Here is a 15,957-nt window from a genome sequence, read left to right as displayed (position 1 = left end):
CGCGGGCAGGGACGCGGGCGGCTCAGGCCCCGATGAGCTTGGAGAACTTCTCCTCGAAGCGGGCTTCTTCCTTGGCGCTCATCGGCCGGAAGTTCTTGCCCTTGGCGATCATTCGCGCGTCGGGGAAGATCAGCGGAGCGTCGGCCAGCTCCTTGTCGATCTTCTCCATCTCGGCCTGGGCGCCGGTGACCGGGCAGATGTAGTTGACCCAGGCGGCCAGTTCGGCGGCCTCCTTGGGCTGGTAGTAATAGTCGATCAGTGCCTCGGCGTTGCTGCGGTGCCGGGCTTTGGCGGGGACGAGCAGGTCGTCCGTGCCGAAGAGGTATCCCTGGTCGGGGACGGCGAACTCCACGTCCGGGTTGTCGAACTGGAGCTGTACGACGTCGCCGGCCCACGCCAGGCAGGCGGCGATGTCACCGGAGTTGAGCTCGTCCATGTAGTCGTTGCCGCTGAAGCGCCGCAGCTGCCTGCGGTCGACGGCCTTCTGGATGCGGGCGACGGCGGCGTCGAAGTCGTCCGCCGAGAAGTGCTCGGAGTCGACGCCCATGTCGAGCAGGGTCAGCCCGATGGTGTCGGTCATCTCCGTCAGCATGGATATCCGGCCCTTGAGGGACTCGTCCTCCAGCAGTTGGGTGACGCTGGTGACCTTCTTCCCCTTGGTGGCCTTCTTGTTGTACGCGACGACGCAGGCCGTGCCCGCCCACGGGTAGCTGTACTGCCGCCCCGGGTCGTGGGCGGCCGCGCGGAAACGGTCCTCCAGGTTGGTGACGGCGTGCGGCAGGTTCGCCGGGTCGAGGCGCTGCGCCCAGCCCTGCCGGATGATGCGGCCGGCCATCCAGTCGGTGAGGCACACCAGGTCGCGGCCGGTGTCCTGGCCTGCGGCGAGCTGCGGCTTGATCTTGCCGTAGAACTCGTTGTTGTCGTTGATGTCCTCGATGTACTTCACCTTGATCCCGCTCTCGCGCTCGAAGCGGTCGAGAGTGGGGCGCTTCTTCTTGTTCTTCTCGTCGACGTCGATGTACAGGGGCCAGTTGGCGAAGTTGAGAACCTTCTCCTCGCGGGAGTGGTCGGGGGCGTCCTCGGGCGCGGTGCCGCTCTTGTCGCCCGCCGCGGGCGGGATTCCGCACGCGGCGAGGGTGGAGCCGGCGGCGGCGAGGGAGGCGGCGCGCAGCAGCCGGCGCCGGGACATCGCGGCGCGGCCAGTGGTCAGACTGCGTTCCCATGCCTTGGCGACGGGCTCCGGCAGTCCTTCGAACAGGTCCATGGGGGACCGCCTTCCTGGGAGGGGGCGGGGCGGGGGCGGGAGGGGCACCCCGGGGGCGGGCGGGATGCTGTCGGCCGGCCGGTGGTCGTCAGCGGTCGCCGAAGACCGTGCGGTGCCAGTCCTTGCGCACGGCGCCGGTCGTCTCGGCCATCACGTGCTTGATCTGGGTGTATTCCTCGAACGAGAAGGCGGACATGTCCTTGCCGTAGCCGGACGCCTTGTATCCGCCGTGCGGCATCTCGCTGATGATCGGGATGTGGTCGTTGAGCCACACGCAGCCGGCCTGCAGTTCCCGTGCGGCCCGCCCGGTGCGGAAGACCGACCGGCTCCAGGCGGAGGCGGCGAGCCCGTAGGGGGTGTCGTTGGCCAGCGCGATCCCCTCGTCGTCGGTGTCGAAGGGCAGGACCACGAGCACCGGGCCGAAGATCTCCTGCTGGACGGCCTCGCTGTCCTGCGGTGCGTCGGTGAGCAGCGTCGGACGGTAGTAGGCGCCCCGGGCGAGTTCTCCGCCCGGCACCTCGCCGCCGGTGACCACGGTGGCGTAGGAGCGGGCCCGGTCGACGAAGCCGGCCACCCGGTCGCGTTGGGCGTGGGAGATCAGCGGTCCCAGGTCGGTCTCCGCCGCGAACGGGTCACCGACGCGCACCGCCTTCATCAGTTCGGCGACGGCGCCGACGAAGGCGTCGTAGAGCGGGCGCTGGACGTAGGCCCGGGTCGCCGCGGTGCAGTCCTGGCCGGTGTTGATCAGGGCGCCCGCGACCGCGCCGTGTGCCGCCGCGGCCAGGTCCGCGTCGTCGAACACCAGGAACGGCGCCTTGCCGCCGAGTTCGAGGTGCAGGCGCTTGGCGGGGCGGGAAGCGGTGGTGGCGATCTCGGCCACCCGCCTGCCGACGGCCGTGGAGCCGGTGAAGGAGGTCATGGCGACCCCGGGGTGGGCGACGAGCGCCTCGCCCGCGTCCGGCCCGGCGCCGGTGACGATGTTGATCACCCCGGCCGGGACCCCGGCCTCCTCCGCGGCCTGCGCGAACATCACGGAGGTGAGCGGGGTGAGCTCGGAGGGCTTGAGGACGATGGTGTTGCCCGCCGCGACGGCCGGGAGGATCTTCCAGGCCGCCATCTGCAGCGGGTAGTTCCACGGAGCGATGGAGCCGATGACACCCAGCGGCTCCCGCCGGACGGAGGAGGTGTGCTCCCCGCTGTACTCGGCGGCCGCCGCACCGGCGAGGTGGCGGGCGGCGCCCGCGAAGAAGGCGACGTTGTCGAAGGAGCCCGGGACGTCGAACTCGGCGGAGAGCTTGAGCGGTTTGCCGCACTGCAGCGACTCGGCGTACACGAACTCGTCGGTCAGTTCGGCGAGCCGGGCGGCCCAGCGGTGCATGGCCTCCGAGCGCTCGGCCGGAGTGGCGCCCGCCCAGCCGGGCAGGGCCGCGCGGGCGGTGCGGACCGCCGCGTCGACGTCGGCGGCGCCGGCCAGCTCGAACCGGAGGACCTCCTCACCGGTCGCGGGGTCCACGATCGCGTGCGAGCGGCCCGAGGTGCCGGATCCGAGCCTGCCGGCGACGTACTGGACGCCCGCGGCGAACCGCTCGGACACATCGAAGCGCTGGACCATCGGGACTCCTGACCACTGCGGGGTGCGGCGTGCTCCGGCGGCTCCGCGGCACGGTTCGGGTAATCCGGCACCGTGGCCCAGACCGCTGTTGGCAGCAGATCCTGACAGGGGTTCGAGCATCGAACAAGGGATTCCGTAGTTATCTTTTGATTACGCCACGGAATCGATACTCTCCCCGGGTCCTCTTCCCTTCGCCGGTGGGCGTTGCACGCCCGCCCGGCACCCCGCGTGGCACAGGACCGGCACGGCAAACCGGCACGGCAAAGGGGCACGGCAAAAGGGCACGGCAAAGGGGCGGCCTTCCCGCACCACCGCGGGAAGGCCGCCCCTTTGCCGTGCCGCTCGGGAAGTCCGCTCAGCGCACCGCCGCGACCGGCACCCGGGGGCCCCGCGCGTCGAAGGAGTCGCCGTCGCCGCCCCCCGGCCCGCCGCCGGGACCGTCCGACCAGACCGTCAGGCCCAGGATCAGGAACGTGCTGACGATCACCGCCAGCGCCAGTCCGACGATGCCGAGGACGAACCCCGCCATCGCCTGCCCGCTGCCGCCCTGCTCGCCCCTGGCCACCGCACGCCGCGCGCTGACGCCCAGGACCAGCGCGACCGGGGAGGAGAGGACGGCCAGGAAGCTTCCCCAGCAGGTGAGGACCAGCACCACGCTGCCGATACCGACCACCATGGCGGCCACCGACTTGCCGGCCGGCGGCGGCGGTCCGTACCAGCCGTACGGCGCGTAGGCTCCCGTGCCGTAGCCGCCGCCCGCACCGGGCTGAGCACCGTAGCCCGGATGTCCGCCCGTCGCGCCGTAGCCCGGTGGTCCGCCGCCGTGGCCACCGTACGGCCCCGGCGCCGCCGGCGCGCCCTGCGGCGGGTACCCCGCCGCGGGCGGTACGCCGTAGGAGCGGCCGGGGCCGTCCGGGGCCAGGGGTATCGGAGGCGGCTTCCCGCTCCCCTGGCCGTCGTCGCTCCCCCCGCTCGGCTGCCCGGGCGCTCCGGCAGGCGGCAGTGGTCCCGCCCCCTTGTCCATCGCGTCCCCTCTCCTTCCGCATGGTCCCTTCACCTCATGCTATGCGGCAGCTCGGACACCACGTCCGGCACCGGGGCGCCTACGATGACCGGACCCGCAACGGAGCCGGAGGCACCCCTTGTCCGAATCCTCAGATCTGGCCGCCTTCATCGCAGGGCTGCCCAAGGCAGAGCTGCATGTGCACCATGTCGGCTCCGCCTCGCCGCGGATCGTGGCCGAACTCGCGGCCCGCCATCCGGAGGCGGGCGTGCCGGCGGACCCCGAGGCCCTCGCCGACTACTTCACTTTCACCGACTTCGCGCACTTCATCCAGGTCTACCTCTCGGTCGTGGACCTGGTACGCGACGCCGAGGACGTGCGCCTGCTCACCTACGAGATCGCCCGCGACATGGCGCGGCAGGCGATCCGGTACGCGGAACTGACCGTGACGCCCTACAGCTCCGTGAGCCGCGGCATCCCCGACGGCGCCTTCCTGGAGGCCATCGAGGACGCCCGCCGCTCCGCCGAGCGGGAACTGGGCGTGGTGCTGCGCTGGACCTTCGACATCCCGGGCGAGGCGGGACTGGCGGCGGCCGAGGAGACGACCCGGATCGCCACCGCGATGGCCCCGGACGGGCTGGTCTCCTTCGGCCTCGGCGGTCCGGAGATCGGGGTGCCCCGCCCGCAGTTCAAGCCCTACTTCGACCGGGCGCTGGCCACCGGGCTGCACAGCGTCCCGCACGCGGGGGAGACCACGGGCCCGGGCACGATCTGGGACGCGCTCACCTCGCTGCGTGCCGAGCGGATCGGCCACGGCACCAGCGCCGTCCAGGACCCCCGGTTGCTGGAGCACCTGGCCGAGCGCGGGATCCCGCTGGAGGTCTGCCCGACCTCGAACATCGCGACCCGCGCGGTGGAGACCCTGGCCGACCACCCCGTCGCGGAGATGGTCAAGGCCGGGGTGCTGGTCACGATCAACAGCGACGACCCGCCGATGTTCGGCACCGACCTCAACACCGAGTACGGCATCGCGGCGAAGCTGCTGGGCCTGGACGCGGCGGGAGTGGCCACGCTGGCCAGGAACGCGGTGCGGGTGTCCTTCCTGGACGAGGGCGGCAAGGCCCGGCTGTGCGAGGAGATCGACGCACACCTGGCAGCTTGGCAGCGTACGGGGTGACCGGAGAGCCGGCCGGAACGGACCGGCCTGCGGCCTCCTCCGGCCGCAGGCCGGCCGCGGTGGCGCACCGGGGCGCGCCCTGGGCGGCGCGCGAGAACACCCTGCCCTCCTTCCGGGCCGCCATGGCCGCGGGGGCGGACGCCGTGGAGCTGGATGTGCGGCTCACCCGGGACGGGGTGCCCGTGGTGCTGCACGACCGCACCCTGGAGCGGCTGTGGGGGCACGATGCCGCCGTGGCCGCGCTGACCCGCGCGCGGCTGGCGGCGCTGGCTCCCGGCGTCCCCGCGCTCACCGAGGCACTGGCCGCCACGCGCGGGGTCCGCACCCTGGTCGATCTGCCCGATCCCGGCGCGGCAGCGGCCGCTGTCGCGGCCGTGCGGGCCGCGGACGCGGCGGACCGCGTCTACTACTGCGGCGGTCCGGAGGCGATGCGGCGGGTGCGCGCGGCGTCGCCGGGCGCCGAACTGGCGCTCACCTGGGAGCGCGCGGCACCGGTGCGGCCGACGCTGCTGGCGGAGCTGCGGCCGCGCTGGCTCAACTACCGCTTCGGGCTGCTGACCCCGGAACTGGTCGCCCGCGCGCACGCGGACGGGCGGCTGGTCTCCGCGTGGACGGCCGACCGGGTACGGACCATGCGCAGGCTCGCCGCGCTGGGGGCCGACGGGATCACCACCAACCATGTCGGGCGGCTGGTGCGCGCGCTGGACAGCCCGCGGCGCGCGCGGAGTTGGCGCACGCCTGTTACATGAACCGGCTTCCGGAGAGCGTCCGCGGGTGATTGGCTCAGATCCGCTCGCTACGCACTCGTGAATGGAACCACCGTGATCATTTTCGGTACCAGCAGCAAGCTGATGCAGCTCGCCATGCTCAACCTGCTCTGCGGGTTCTGCGGCAACCCGGCCGCGCACGCGCTGCGCAAGCGGGTGACGAAGTTCTCGCTCTTCTTCATCCCGCTGTTCCCGATCGCACCCGCGAAGCACTCCCTGCAGTGCACCTTCTGCGGCGCGCACACCGAGATCTCCAAGGAGAGCGCCGAGCAGATGCTGGGGCAGGCCCAGGGCGCGGCTCCGGCCGCGGGGGCGGCTCCGCAGGCCGTGGCCGGTGCTCCGCAGCAGCCGGGCGCGCAGGGCCAGAACCCCTTCGCGGACCGCGGGCCGCAGAACCCGTACCAGTCCTGAGGCCCGGAGCCCTGGCGCGGCCCGCTCCGGCGGGAGCCGCCCGCGAAGGACAGGCCCGCACCCCGGCCGGGGTGCGGGCCTGTCGCGGGTGCGGCCCCGCCCGGCGGGGCGGCCGCACCCCGCGGGGTCAGCTCACAGCGCCGTCATGACGTGCTTGACCCGCGTGTAGTCCTCCAGCCCGTACATCGACAGGTCCTTGCCGTAGCCGGACTTCTTGAAGCCGCCGTGCGGCATCTCGGCGACGAGCGGGATGTGGGTGTTGATCCACACGCAGCCGAAGTCCAGCACCTTGGACATCCGCATGGCGGTGCCGTGGTCGGTGGTCCACACCGAGGACGCCAGCGCGTACTCCACGTCGTTCGCCCACTCGACCGCCTGCGCCTCGTCGGTGAACTTCTGGACGGTGATCACCGGGCCGAAGACCTCGTTCTGGATGATCTCGTCGTCCTGCTTGAGTCCTGAGACGACGGTGGGGGCGTAGAAGTAGCCCTTGTCGCCGACCCGCTCGCCGCCCGCCTCGACCTTGGCGTGTGCGGGGAGGCGGTCGATGAAGCCCGCCACCTTCTCCAGGTGGGACGGGTTGTTCAGCGGACCGTAGAAGCAGTCCTCGTCGCTCAGGTCGCCGGTCTTGACCTCGGCGGCGGCCTTGGCCAGGGCCTGCACGAACTCGTCGTGGACGCCTTCCTGGACGAGCACCCGGGTGGCCGCGGTGCAGTCCTGTCCGGCGTTGAAGAAGCCGCCGTCCCGGATGCCCTCGACGGCCGCCGGGATGTCCGCGTCGTCGAAGACGACGCAGGGTGCCTTGCCGCCCAGCTCCAGGTGGACGCGCTTGAGGTCCTTCGCGCCACTGGCGGCGACCTCCATGCCGGCCCGCACCGAGCCGGTGATGGAGGCCATCGCCGGGGTCTTGTGCTCGACGAGCAGCCGCCCGGTGTCCCGGTCGCCGCACACCACGTTGAAGACACCCTTGGGCAGGATCGCGCCCATCACCTCGGCCAGGAAGACCGTCGAGGCCGGAGTGGTGTCCGAGGGCTTGAGCACGACCGTGTTGCCCGCCGCGAGGGCCGGGGCGAACTTCCACACGGCCATCATCGCCGGGTAGTTCCACGGGGCGACCTGGGCGCACACCCCGATCGGCTCGCGCCGCACGAACGAGGTCAGGCCCTCCATGTACTCGCCGGCCGCCTTGCCGTCGAGCATCCGGGCCGCGCCCGCGAAGAAGCGGATCTGGTCGAGCATCATCGGCAGCTCCTCCTGCCGGGTCAGCTCCAGCGGCTTGCCGCAGTTCTCGCACTCGACGGCGAGGAACTCGTCGGCGCGCGCCTCCAGCGCGTCGGCGATCTTGAGGATCGCCTGCTGGCGGGTGCCGGGCGTGGCGTCCCGCCAGGCCGGGAAGGCGGCCTCGGCGGCGGCCATCGCGGCGTCGACGTCGGCGGCGCCGGACAGCGGCGCCGTGGCGTACGCCTCACCCGTCGCCGGGTTGACCACCTCGGTGGTCCGGCCGTCCGCGGCGTCCCTGAACTCCCCGTCGATGTAGTTGCGCAGTCGACGCAGCTCGGTGGTCACTTCGCACCCCTCCTGCTCCGTTGTCCAATGGGTGAGACCGCCACCCTAACCGGCCGAGCAACGTTTTCGATACGCCCACCGCCATTGAACGACGGAATCAGTGTTCAGTCAGTCGATTGGCTGCGGATTACATCGCTCAAGGGTTGCGGGACGGCGGATGTCTCATGCACAGTGGCACCCGTGGCTCGCGACTCGAAGAAGACAGCAGGCTCCTCGTCCCTGGATGCCGTGTCCCTGGCAATCATCGAACAGCTCCAGGAGGACGGACGGCGTCCGTACGCCGCCATCGGCAAGGCCGTCGGGCTTTCCGAGGCGGCCGTGCGGCAGCGCGTCCAGAAGCTCCAGGAGCAAGGCGTCATGCAGATCGTCGCCGTGACCGATCCGCTCACCGTCGGCTTCATGCGCCAGGCGATGCTCGGCGTCACGGTCGACGGGGACGTCGAACCGGTCGCCGACGCGCTCGCCGGGCTCGACGAGGTCGACTACGTCGTGATCGCGGCGGGCTCGTTCGATCTGCTCGTCGAGATCGTGTGCCACGACGACGACCATCTCCTCGAACTGATCAACAAACGCATCCGGACCCTGCCGGGCGTGCGCTCGACGGAGAGCTTCGTCTACCTCAAGCTGCGCAAGCAGACCTACACCTGGGGAACGCGATAACAGTGAGCAAGGACCTCTCCCGCACCGCCAACGACCACCTGTGGATGCACTTCACCCGCATGTCGTCGTACCAGAACGCGCCGGTTCCGACGATCGCCCGCGGCGAGGGCGTCTACATCTACGACACCGACGGCAAGCGCTACCTCGACGGGCTGGCGGGCCTGTTCGTCGTCCAGGCGGGGCACGGCCGCGCCGAACTGGCCGAGGCCGCCACCAAGCAGGCCCAGGACCTCGCCTTCTTCCCCATCTGGTCCTATGCGCACCCCAAGGCCGTCGAGCTGGCCGAGCGGCTCGCACAGCACGCCCCGGGCGACCTGAACAAGGTCTTCTTCACCACCGGCGGCGGCGAGGCCGTCGAGACGGCGTGGAAGCTGGCCAAGCAGTACCACAAGCTGACCGGCAACCCGCTCAAGCACAAGGTCATCTCCCGCGCCGTCGCCTACCACGGCACCCCGCAGGGCGCCCTGGCCATCACCGGGCTGCCCGCGCTCAAGGCCCCCTACGAGCCGCTGGTCCCCGGCGCGCACAAGGTGCCCAACACCAACATCTACCGCGCCCCGATCCACGGCGACGACCCCGAGGCGTTCGGCCGCTGGGCCGCCGACCAGATCGAGCAGCAGATCCTCTTCGAGGGCCCGGAGACCGTGGCCGCGGTCTTCCTGGAGCCGGTGCAGAACGCGGGCGGCTGCTTCCCGCCGCCGCCCGGCTACTTCCAGCGGGTCCGGGAGATCTGCGACCAGTACGACGTGCTGCTCGTGTCGGACGAGGTGATCTGCGCCTTCGGGCGGCTGGGCACCGTCTTCGCCTGCGACAAGTTCGGCTACGTGCCCGACATCATCACCTGCGCCAAGGGCATGACCTCCGGCTACTCGCCGATAGGGGCCGCGGTCATCTCCGACCGCATAGCCGAGCCCTTCTACCGCGGTGACAGCACGTTCCTGCACGGGTACACCTTCGGCGGCCACCCCGTCTCGGCCGCCGTCGCGCTGGCCAACCTCGACATCTTCGAGCGCGAGGGCCTCAACCAGCACGTGCTCGACAACGAGGGCAACTTCTTCAGCACCCTGCAGAAGCTGCACGACCTGCCCATAGTCGGCGACGTGCGCGGCAACGGCTTCTTCTACGGCATCGAACTCGTCAAGGACAAGGCCACCAAGGAGACGTTCACCGCAGAGGAGTCCGAGCGCGTCCTGTACGGCTTCCTGTCCAAGGCGCTGTTCGAGAACGGCCTCTACTGCCGCGCCGACGACCGGGGCGACCCGGTCGTCCAGCTCGCCCCGCCGCTGATCTCCGACCAGAAGGTCTTCGACGAGGCCGAGCAGATCCTCCGCTCCGTCCTCACGGAGGCGTGGACGAAGCTCTGAGCCGCGCCGCGGAGCGCGGCCCTGCCCGACCACCGCACAGGGCCGCACGGGGGGCGGGGGCATCGATCCAGTGACCGATGCCCCCGCCCCTCGTTTCACCCTCCAGAGGGAATGACGGCTCGCGATGTTGAGTGGAGGTGCCCCATGGCCGCCCCGCCGGACGACGTGCTCTGGGCCCGAGGACTGCACTACGCCTACGACGGCTCACCCGCGCTGCAGGGCGTCTCGCTCGGCGTCCGGGAAGGCGAGATCCTCGCCGTCACAGGGCCGCGGGGCAGCGGAAAGACCACACTGCTGCGCTGCATGTCCGGGCAGCTGCTGCCGGACCAGGGAGAGGTGTGGTTCAACAGCGCCCCCGTGCACACCCTCGGCCGGGCAGCGCGCGAACGGCTGCGGCTGCACCGCTTCGGCTGGATCGACAGCACCCCGCACCTCGTCCCCGAACTGACCGCCTGGGAGAACGCCGCGCTCCCCCTCCTGCTGCACGGCGACGGCTACCGCGCGGCCCGCAGCACAGCGTGCTCCTGGCTGGAGCGGCTGGACGTCGGGGACTGCGCCGGAAAGCGGCCGCCCGCACTCCGGCAGGCCCAGCGCCAGCGCATCGCCGTGGCCCGGGCGCTGGTCCACTCCCCCACGGTGCTCTTCGCCGACGAGCCCACGGCACCCCTGCATCAGACCGACCGCGCCCAGGTGCTGCGGGCGCTCAGCGCCGCGGCCCGCTCGCAGGGCATCACGGTCCTCCTCGCCGGACACGACTTCGCACTCGACCAGGCGGCACGCACCGCGGAGGCGACCGGTGCCGCACTCGCCGACCGCATCGTCGCCCTCACCGACGGCCGCAGGGCGCGCACCCCCGCGCCCGGCGGCCCCGCCGCGGTGCCCGCAGGACCGGAAGGCGCGGCAGCGTGCTCACTCTCCGTCTGACGCTCACCGCGACGCCCGCGGCGCTGCTGCTCCGCCTGCTGCTGCTGTGCGCCTCCGCCGCCGGGGGCCTGCTGCTGCTCGCGGCGCTCTCCTACGCCCTGGAGCACCCCGGCCACCGGGCGGCCGTCCTGATGCGGCTGCTGTGGTGCCTGATCCCCCTTGCCGCCACCGCGCACCTGGCCGTGGTCCTCGGGCGCACCGAACCGCGGGCCGAGACCCGGCTCGGCCTGCACACAGCCGGACTGGGACCCGCCCGGCTGCCGCTGCTGGCCGCACGCACCGCCGCGGTACCCGCCCTGGCGGGCAGCGCGCTGACGCTGCTGCTGACCGTACGGGGAGGCGTCGGGAGCGCGGGCGGCTCGCTGTCGGTCCTGAACCTTTCCCGGCCGTCGGCGGCCGTGCTGCCGCTGCAGGGGCCCCCGCTGCCCGTCCCGGCCGCCGTCACGCTGCTGAGCGCGCTCCCGGTGGCGGCCGCCCTCGCGGCCGCCTGGGGTGCCCGGGCCGGCGCCGCGGCACCCGCACCGGAGGACTCCTGGCGGTCCGCGGACGGCCGCGGAGCGGTGGACTCCGCCCGGCGGCGGGACGGTACGGAGACCTCGCGCCGCGCCGAGCTGCTGCGCAGCACCCTGCAGGCGGCCTCCGGCCTGCTGACCGGAACGGCGGGCCTGCTGCTGGCGGCCTATGCGGCGCGCACCAGCGGCGGTGCCTGGGACCTGGCAGAACACCCCGGGGAGGTCGCGGGCTCGCCGTTCGCCGCCGCGTGGACGCTCATCGGAGTGGGCCTGGTGGTGGCCGGCCCCGGACTGGTGGCGCTGAGCGGACATCTGCTGGGCGCCGCACGACCGGGCCCGGTGCGGCTGCTGGCCGGGCGCTCGCTGGTCCGCGAAGCATCCTTCCTCGGGCGCCCGCTGGGCGGGCTGAGCGCGGTGGCCGCGGCGCTGGTGGCGGTCTTCCGGGCCCGTCCGGCCGGCGAGTGGGTGCCCGCTCCGGGCCCGCTGGTGGCCGTCGCCGCCGCCCTGACCGGATGCTGCGCGGCCGCCGCCGGGCTGGCGGCGCTCGCCCGGGTCCGGCGCGCCCGTGCCCCCGTGCGAGAGCTGCTGGAGCGCCTCGGGGCGCCGCGGCAACTGGGCCGGGGCGTGGCACTGCTGCGGGCAGCATCCGTCGCGGCCGTGTACGCGCCGCTCGCGGCGGCTGCCGGGCTGTTCACGGCGCTGCCTCCGGGCTGACCGCTCCTCCGTCTCCCGGCCCGGGCCGGACGAGGGGCCCCTGACCGGGGCCGGCCGTGCGCGGCGCGGGAGTGTGCGCCGCGTCCGGTGCGCCGTGCGGGTCACCCAGGGCGACCACCTCCCGCGGGTCGAAGACGACCCCCACCTCGGCTCCCTCCTGCGGCGCGTCCCGCAGCGTGCAGGCCGCCTCCAGGGGCGGCCCCGCGTCCGGGCGCAGCAGCACGGTGACCGTGGAGGCGTCCCCGCCGCGGAACGTGCGCGCCTCCACCGTGCAGCGCAGCCCCTCCCGAGGCTCCCGCAGCAGCACGCCGCCGGGGCGTACGAGCACCTGGCCGCCGCCCTGCGGGATGTCGTCCGGCACGGGCAGCTTCCCCCAGGCGGTGTCCGCGGTGCCGCCGTCGACGGTGGCCGGGGTGATGTTGTCGAACCCCAGGAAGCGGGCCACGAACGCGGAGGCGGGGCGCTGCCAGACCTCCAGCGGGGTGCCCGCCTGGGCGATCCGGCCGCGCTCCATCACCACGACCCGGTCGGCGAGCGCGAACGCCTCCCCGTGGTCGTGGGTGACGGCGAGCACCGTCGTACCCAACCGGCGGAAGAGGCCGCGCAGCTCGACGACGAGGCGCTCGCGCAGTCCGCGGTCGAGCTGGCCCAGCGGCTCGTCCAGCATCAGCAGCCTCGGCTCCGGGGCCAGTGCGCGGGCCAGCGCGACCCGCTGCTGCTCGCCGCCGGACAGCGCGGTCACCGCCCGTCGCCCCGCACCGGGCAGTCCCACCAGGTCCAGCAGTTCGGCGACCCGGCGGTCGGCCTCGGCCCGGCCCATGCCGTGCGTTCGCGGTCCGAAGCCGACGTTCCCGGCGACATCGCGCTGCGGGAAGAGCTGGTGGTCCTGGAACATCAAGCCGACGCCCCGCCGGTGCGGCGGCACACCGGTCTGGTCCTGCCCCGACAGCAGCACCCGGCCGCTGTGGACCTCCTGCAGCCCTGCGACGACGCGCAGGAGGGTGGATTTTCCGCTGCCGCTGGGCCCCAGGACACAGACCGTGTCGTGCTCGGCCACCTCCAGGTCGACCGCGTCCAGCGCGGTCCGCTCGCCGAAGCTCACGGTCACTGCGTCCAGCCGCAGCATCTACAACTCCCTCCGGCCGTCGGTTCGTACCCGCTCCAGCGCGAGCAGCACCCCCGCGCAGACGAGCATGAGAAGCGTGCTCAGGGCCATGGCCTGGCCGTAGTGTGCCTCCCCGGCCCGCCCCAGCATCCGGGCCACCGCGACCGGCAGGGTGGGCGCGTCGGGCCGGGCGATGAACACGGTCGCGCCGAACTCGCCCAGCGAGACGGTGAAGGCGAACCCGGCGGCCACCAGCAGCGCGCGCCGCACCAGTGGGAAGTCGACCTCCCGCCAGGCCCGCAGCGGGGAGGCGCCCAGCACGGCCGCGGCCTCCCGCAGCCTCACGTCCACGGCACGCAGCACCGGCAGCATGGTGCGGATGACGAACGGCACGCCGACCAGCGCCTGGGCCAGCGGCACCAGGATCCAGCTCGACCGCAGATCCAGCGGCGGCTCGTCCAGTGCGACGAGGAAGCCGAACCCGACGGTGACGGCGGAGGTGCCCAGCGGAAGCATCAGCAGCGCGTCGAAACCCCGCACCAGCCGACCGGCCCGCCGGGTGAGGGCGGCGGCGGCGAGCCCGCCCACCACCAGGGCGATGGCCGTCGCCACGGCGGCGTAGGCCAGGGAGTTGCCGATGGCCTCGACGGGCGCGACGACGAAGGTCGCGCTGTCCGAGCGGGCGCCCAGTGCGCGGAAGAAGGCGAGACCGTATCCGTCCGGTCCGTCGAGTGCCCGCTGGACCAGCACGAGCAGCGGGACGACCGTCAGCACGAGCATCACGCCCAGCACGGTGGCCACCGTCGTCCACTGGCCCGGCCCTGCCGGGCGGCGGGCGGTGTACTCGGCGGGGACGAGGCTGAGCGCGCTCTCCCGCCTGCGCAGTGCCCAGGCGTGCACGGCCAGCAGCGCGGCGACGGCGACGAGCTGGGTGAGCGTCAGCACGGCGGCGGTCGGCAGGTCCAGCAGGGTGGCGGTCTGCCGGTAGATCTCGACCTCCAGCGTGGCGTACCGCGGCCCTCCCAGGACCTGGATGACGCCGAAGCTGGTGAAGGTGAACAGGAAGACGATCAGCGCGGCGGCCGCCACGGACGGCGCCAGCGCGGGCAGGGTGATCCGCCGCCAGGCGGTGAACCGACCGGCGCCCAGGACGCGCGCGGCTTCCTCCTGGCGCGGGTCGAGTTGGGACCACAGACTGCCGACAGTGCGCACGACAACCGCGTAGTTGAAGAAGACGTGGGCCAGCAGGATCGCCCACACACTGGTGTCCAGACGCATCCCGAACCAGACATCCAGCGCTCCCCCGCGCCCGGCCAGCGCGAGGAACGCGGAGCCGACCACGACCGTCGGCAGCACGAACGGCACCGTCACCACGGCGCGCAGCAGCCGCTTGCCCGGAAAGTCGAACCTCGCGAACACATAGGCGCCGGGAAGCGCCAGCGCGAGCGTGAGCGCCGTCGAAGCGGCGGCCTGCCACAGCGTGAACCAGAGCACCTGGAGGATGTCGGGATCACCGAGCACCTGAGCGATCCGGCCGGACTGCCAGCGGCCGCCCTCGTGCAGCCCCCGGAAGACGATCGCGGCCACCGGGTAGCCGAAGAAGAGGGCGAAGAACGCCGCCGGGACGGCCATCAGCGCGAGCCGCACGCCGGTGCCACCGCCGCCGCGGCGGTCCGCGGCGGCGGACGGTCGCGCGGGCGCGGCGGGGCCGTCCGGGACGCCGGGCGGCACCGGCCCTTCCGGAGAGTCCGGCAGGTCCCGGGCCGCGGCGTCGCGGTCGACTACTTCACGGCGAGCGACGTCCACGTCTTGATCCACTGCTCACGGTGTTCCGCGATCTTCCGCGGGGCGACGGTGGCGGGGTCGTCCACGGTCTCGCCGTACTTGGTGAACAGTTCCGGCAGCCGGGCGTCCTCGCGGACCGGGTTGACGAACATCTTCAGCGGCAGATCCTCCTGGAACCGCTTGCTGAGCAGGAAGTCCAGCAGCGCCTGCCCGCCCTCGGTGTTCTTCGCACCGCGGAGCAGTCCGGCGTACTCGGTCTGCCGGAAGCAGGTCCCCTTGGCCACGCCGGTCGGCGCCTGCTCGGGCGGGTTCTTCTCGCCCATGACCTCGGCGGGCGGGCTGGAGGCGTAGGAGACGACCAGCGGCTTGTCGCCCTTGCCCTTGCCCTCGCGGGAGCCGCTGAAGCGGTCGTTGTACGCCTGCTCCCAGCTCCCGGCGACCTCGGCCCCGTTGGCGCGCAGCTTCTTCCAGTAGTCCTGCCAGCCGTCCTCGCCGAACTCGGCGACGCTCGCCAGCAGGAACGCCAGGCCGGGAGAGGAGTTGGCGGCGTCCTCGGTCACCAGCAGGTCCTTGTAGCGGGGCTTCGCCAGGTCCTGCAGGGTACGCGGCGGGTCGAGCTTCTTGTCGGCGAACCACCGGCGGTCGTAGTTGACGCACACGTCGCCGGTGTCCACCGGGGTGACCCGGTGCTTCTCCGGGTCCGCCTGCAGCCGCTCGGGCACCTTCGCCAGGCCCTCGGCCTCGTAGGGGGCGAAGACGCCCTTGTCCAGCGGGCGGGAGAGGAGCGTGTTGTCGACGCCGAAGAAGACGTCGCCCTGCGGGTTGCCCTTGTTGAGCACTGCCTGGTTGACGGCGGCACCCGCGTCGCCGCCGCGCAGCACCTCGACCTTGTAGCCGCTGCGCTTCTCGAAGTCCTTCAGCACGGACTTCGAGACGGCGAACGAGTCGTGGGTGACGAGGGTGACGGTCTTGGAGTCGGCGCTGTCGTCCGAGCCGCCGCAGGCGGTGGCCAGAACTGCGAGGGTGAGGACAGCGGTGGTTGCGGCGGCAGCCCGCCGCGCGTGCTTCTTCATCAGTGCATCGACTTCCTACC

14 protein-coding genes are annotated in these 15,957 nt (G+C 72.7%); 7 read left to right on the top strand and 7 right to left on the bottom strand.

All coding sequences use genetic code 11. The features are described 5' to 3' along the window. Positions 1 to 22 precede the first annotated feature (22 nt). The 3 genes from BMX65_RS24575 to BMX65_RS24565 form a co-directional block, all read right to left on the bottom strand. The gene (locus BMX65_RS24575) at positions 23 to 1,264 is read right to left on the bottom strand and encodes a polyamine ABC transporter substrate-binding protein (RefSeq protein ID WP_075002531.1); all 1,242 of its coding nucleotides are present in this window, start codon (positions 1,262 to 1,264) and stop codon (positions 23 to 25) included. An 88-nt stretch (positions 1,265 to 1,352) separates the two neighbouring features. Continuing rightward, positions 1,353 to 2,876 (bottom strand): aminobutyraldehyde dehydrogenase, encoded by a 1,524-nt coding sequence (locus tag BMX65_RS24570; protein ID WP_075002530.1) that lies wholly within the window; start codon positions 2,874 to 2,876, stop codon positions 1,353 to 1,355. Positions 2,877 to 3,231: 355 nt separating this feature from the next. Continuing rightward, positions 3,232 to 3,900 (bottom strand): DUF4190 domain-containing protein, encoded by a 669-nt coding sequence (locus BMX65_RS24565; RefSeq protein WP_075002529.1) that lies wholly within the window; start codon positions 3,898 to 3,900, stop codon positions 3,232 to 3,234. Between the two features lie 118 nt (positions 3,901 to 4,018). On the opposite strand from BMX65_RS24565, the gene BMX65_RS24560 reads away from it, so the two are divergent. From BMX65_RS24560 to BMX65_RS24550, 3 genes are all read left to right on the top strand, one after another. Then, positions 4,019 to 5,056 carry an adenosine deaminase gene (locus BMX65_RS24560; protein ID WP_075002528.1) on the top strand — a complete coding sequence of 346 codons (1,038 nt, stop codon included), beginning with the start codon at positions 4,019 to 4,021 and terminating at the stop codon, positions 5,054 to 5,056. After that, a complete protein-coding gene (locus BMX65_RS24555) occupies positions 5,053 to 5,805 on the top strand; it encodes a glycerophosphodiester phosphodiesterase (protein ID WP_075002590.1) in 753 nt (250 codons plus the stop codon). The genes BMX65_RS24560 and BMX65_RS24555 overlap by 4 nt, the downstream gene beginning before the upstream one ends. A gap of 72 nt (positions 5,806 to 5,877) precedes the next feature. Next, positions 5,878 to 6,234, top strand: coding sequence for a zinc-ribbon domain-containing protein (locus BMX65_RS24550; protein ID WP_075002527.1), 357 nt, complete (start codon positions 5,878 to 5,880; stop codon positions 6,232 to 6,234). Between the two features lie 132 nt (positions 6,235 to 6,366). On the opposite strand, the gene BMX65_RS24545 is transcribed toward BMX65_RS24550, so the two are convergent. Continuing rightward, on the bottom strand, positions 6,367 to 7,800 hold the full coding sequence (locus BMX65_RS24545; RefSeq protein ID WP_075002526.1) for a gamma-aminobutyraldehyde dehydrogenase: 1,434 nt from the start codon (positions 7,798 to 7,800) through the stop codon (positions 6,367 to 6,369). A 171-nt stretch (positions 7,801 to 7,971) separates the two neighbouring features. Between BMX65_RS24545 and BMX65_RS24540 the strand changes: the two genes are divergently transcribed. The 4 genes from BMX65_RS24540 (at position 7,972) to BMX65_RS24525 (ending at position 11,974) form a co-directional block, all read left to right on the top strand. Then, positions 7,972 to 8,460 carry an Lrp/AsnC family transcriptional regulator gene (locus BMX65_RS24540; protein WP_086022648.1) on the top strand — a complete coding sequence of 163 codons (489 nt, stop codon included), beginning with the start codon at positions 7,972 to 7,974 and terminating at the stop codon, positions 8,458 to 8,460. A gap of 2 nt (positions 8,461 to 8,462) precedes the next feature. Further along, on the top strand, positions 8,463 to 9,824 hold the full coding sequence (locus BMX65_RS24535) for an aspartate aminotransferase family protein (protein ID WP_075002525.1): 1,362 nt from the start codon (positions 8,463 to 8,465) through the stop codon (positions 9,822 to 9,824). Positions 9,825 to 9,968: 144 nt separating this feature from the next. Continuing rightward, positions 9,969 to 10,748: an ABC transporter ATP-binding protein gene (locus BMX65_RS24530; RefSeq protein WP_075002524.1), complete on the top strand. Its 780-nt coding sequence runs from the start codon at positions 9,969 to 9,971 to the stop codon at positions 10,746 to 10,748. Then, positions 10,730 to 11,974 carry a hypothetical protein gene (locus BMX65_RS24525; protein ID WP_075002523.1) on the top strand — a complete coding sequence of 415 codons (1,245 nt, stop codon included), beginning with the start codon at positions 10,730 to 10,732 and terminating at the stop codon, positions 11,972 to 11,974. The genes BMX65_RS24530 and BMX65_RS24525 overlap by 19 nt, the downstream gene beginning before the upstream one ends. Here the strand turns inward: BMX65_RS24525 and BMX65_RS24520 are convergent. From BMX65_RS24520 to BMX65_RS24510, 3 genes are all read right to left on the bottom strand, one after another. Next, a complete protein-coding gene (locus BMX65_RS24520; protein ID WP_075002522.1) occupies positions 11,952 to 13,100 on the bottom strand; it encodes an ABC transporter ATP-binding protein in 1,149 nt (382 codons plus the stop codon). The genes BMX65_RS24525 and BMX65_RS24520 overlap by 23 nt on opposite strands. Then, complete coding sequence (locus BMX65_RS24515; protein ID WP_075002589.1) at positions 13,101 to 14,711, bottom strand: ABC transporter permease; 1,611 nt, start codon at positions 14,709 to 14,711, stop codon at positions 13,101 to 13,103. It abuts the gene before it with no gap. Positions 14,712 to 14,860: 149 nt separating this feature from the next. Beyond that, entirely contained in the window at positions 14,861 to 15,937 is a 1,077-nt protein-coding gene (locus tag BMX65_RS24510) for a thiamine ABC transporter substrate-binding protein (RefSeq protein ID WP_075002521.1), read from the bottom strand. Between the last annotated feature and the right edge of the window lie 20 nt (positions 15,938 to 15,957).

Origin of the sequence: Streptomyces qinglanensis, from assembly GCF_900111245.1 — a bacterium.
GTDB classification, from domain to species: domain Bacteria; phylum Actinomycetota; class Actinomycetes; order Streptomycetales; family Streptomycetaceae; genus Streptomyces; species Streptomyces qinglanensis.
The sequence above is the reverse complement of the archived record's forward strand: the minus strand, read 5'-3'. Positions and strand labels throughout refer to the sequence as shown.